The sequence below is a fragment of the Stenotrophomonas sp. 05L44_2 genome (assembly GCF_056665995.1).
In genome coordinates, this window is sequence record NZ_JBFTNR010000580.1 from 1 (window position 1) to 2714 (window position 2714).

The following is a 2714-nucleotide window of genomic DNA, read 5'->3' on the forward strand; positions in this document are numbered from 1 at the left end:
TCGGTGCGCAGATGCGTGACTTCGGCAAATCGATGCTGGTCTGCAGGATGCAGGTCGAGCGCGATCACCACCACACGGCGTGGGAGTGGTTCGGCTATGGCCGCACGATGGCGCTGCTGCCGCTCAACGAAGGCCAGGCATCGGCGGTGATCACCCTGCCGCCCCGGCAGATCGAAGCGCTGCTGGCGATGGATGAGATCGCGTTCGGGGAGGCCATCAGCGGCTTCTTCGAACACCGCCTGGGACGCATGCAGCCGGTGGCCACGCCACAGGCCTATCCCCTGGTCGGGGTATATGCGCACCGCTTTGTCGGCGAACGTTCGGCACTGATCGGTGATGCCGCAGTGGGCATGCACCCGGTCACCGCACATGGTTTCAACCTGGGCCTGGCCAGCGCGCAGCGGCTGGCGCAGGGCATCGCCGAGCAGCAGCGACGTGGAGCGGACATCGCCGCGGCCGGCATGCTGGGCCGCTACCAGCGGGGGCATCGGCTGGCGGCGCGGCCGCTGTATGAAGCGACCAATGCGATTGCCAGCCTGTATACCGACGACCGTCGTCCGGCGCGCCTGTTGCGGGCGGCCGGGTTGCGGGTAGCGCAGGGGGTGGCACCGTTCCGGCAGTTGATTGCCGCCCACCTGACACAGCGCGTGGCCTGACGGCCACGCGGTGACTTACGCGGCGGCCAGGACGCGGATCTGGCTGTCGTTGAACTCGACCACCTGGCCTGCGCGGATCTTGCAGGCCTTGCGCAGCTCGACCTCGCCATCGACCAGCACCAGGCCTTCGCTGATGACCATCTTGGCTTCGCCGCCGCTGGTGACCAGGTCGGCCAGCTTSAGCAACTGCTTGAGYTCGACGTARTCGCYGTCSAGKTCRAATTCGAGGRTCTGCATGGARCGGGTWTCCTGGGGCAGGCGCTGCAGGACAGGGGCCCGCGGCGGTAAAATGGGCGCCTATTGTGCGCCACGGCGGGCCGTAACGGCATGCCGTTGGCTTCCTGTACACCTTGTTCAGGCACAGTGCGGTATCATTCCGCTCTGAGCGAGTAAAACCTCAGCTCCAACCGAGCAGCGCCAGGGCACGCGATAAGAAGGGCGCCCAAAGCGCGGAATCCCCCTTTTTTTTCGCCTGCCATGCTCGTGGCAGTGCCTTCGGAGTTCCCCATGTCCCAAGAAACCCAAGCGCAGCTGCAGTTCGCGCAGCTCGGCCTGTCCGATTCTGTCATGCAGGCTGTCACTGCCATCGGCTACGAAACGCCGTCGCCGATCCAGGCTGCCACCATCCCGGCGATGCTGGAAGGCCGCGACGTGCTGGGCCAGGCCCAGACCGGTACCGGCAAGACCGCGGCCTTCGCGCTGCCGGTGCTGTCCAACATCGACCTGCAGCAGATCAAGCCGCAGGCCCTGGTGCTGGCCCCGACCCGCGAGCTGGCCATCCAGGTTGCCGAGGCGTTCCAGTCCTATTCCTCCAAGATCCCCGGTTTCCGCGTGCTGCCGGTGTACGGCGGCCAGCCGTACGGCCAGCAGCTGACGGCCCTGCGCCGCGGCGTGCACATCGTGGTCGGTACCCCCGGCCGCGTCATCGACCATCTGAACCGCAGCACGCTGGACCTGTCCGAGCTGAAGACGCTGGTGCTGGACGAAGCCGATGAAATGCTGCGCATGGGTTTCATCGACGACGTCGAAGCGGTGCTGAAGAAGCTGCCGGAGAAGCGCCAGGTGGCGCTGTTCTCGGCCACCATGCCGCCGGCCATCCGTCGTATCGCGCAGACCTACCTGAAGGACCCGGTCGAAGTCACCATCGCGACCAAGACCACCACCTCGGCCAACATCCGCCAGCGCTACTGGTGGGTGAGCGGCATGCACAAGCTGGACGCGCTGACCCGCATCCTCGAAGTCGAGCCGTTCGACGCGATGATCGTCTTCGCGCGCACCAAGGCCGGCACCGAAGAGCTGGCCAGCAAGCTGCAGGCCCGTGGCCTGGCCGCTGCCGCCATCAACGGTGACATGCAGCAGGCCCAGCGTGAGCGCACCATCGCCATGCTGAAGGAAGGCAAGCTGGACATCCTGGTCGCCACCGACGTGGCTGCTCGTGGCCTGGACGTGGAACGCATCAGCCACGTGCTGAACTACGACATCCCGTACGACACCGAAAGCTACGTGCACCGCATCGGCCGTACCGGCCGTGCCGGCCGCAGCGGTGAAGCAATCCTGTTCGCCACCCCGCGCGAAAAGGRCATGCTGCGCCAGATCGAGCGTGCGACCCGCCAGCCGATCGAAGAAATGCAGCTGCCGAGCGTGGAAGCGGTCAACGACAACCGCATCAACAAGTTCACCTCGCGCATCACCGAGACGCTGGGCCAGGGCGGCCTGGACTTCTACCGCCAGCTGCTGGAGCGTTTCGAGTCCGAACAGAACGTGCCGGCCATCGAAGTGGCCGCCGCACTGGCGAAGATGATGCAGGGCGATACCCCGTTCCTGCTGCAGCCGCCGGTGCGTGCACCGCGCGAAGAGCGTGCGCCGCGCGAGCGTTTCGAGCGCACTGAGCGCCCGGAACGTGGCGACCGCAACGAGCGCGGCCCGCGCTTCGAGCGTGGCCCGCGTCGTGACGATGCCGAGGGTGGCTTCGAGCAGCGCCCGCGCCGTGACGTGCCGCCGCGCGGTGCACCGGAGCAGGGCATGGAGACCTACCGCATTTCGGTCGGCCACCAGCAT

The 2714-nt window shown here is 66.7% G+C and carries 3 protein-coding genes; 2 read left to right on the forward strand and 1 reads right to left on the reverse strand.

All coding sequences use genetic code 11. The features are described 5' to 3' along the window. Positions 1-656 (forward strand): FAD-dependent monooxygenase (locus AC1VAN_RS17685; RefSeq protein ID WP_480986330.1); only part of this gene is annotated, 656 nt, incomplete at its 5' end. A gap of 15 nt (positions 657-671) precedes the next feature. Here AC1VAN_RS17685 and AC1VAN_RS17690 read toward each other — a convergent pair. Next, positions 672-893: an RNA-binding S4 domain-containing protein gene (locus AC1VAN_RS17690; RefSeq protein ID WP_480986331.1), complete on the reverse strand. Its 222-nt coding sequence runs from the start codon at positions 891-893 to the stop codon at positions 672-674. Between the two features lie 270 nt (positions 894-1163). Here AC1VAN_RS17690 and AC1VAN_RS17695 point away from each other — a divergent pair. Continuing rightward, on the forward strand, positions 1164-2714 hold a 1551-nt coding region (locus AC1VAN_RS17695; protein ID WP_480986332.1), incomplete at its 3' end, for a DEAD/DEAH box helicase.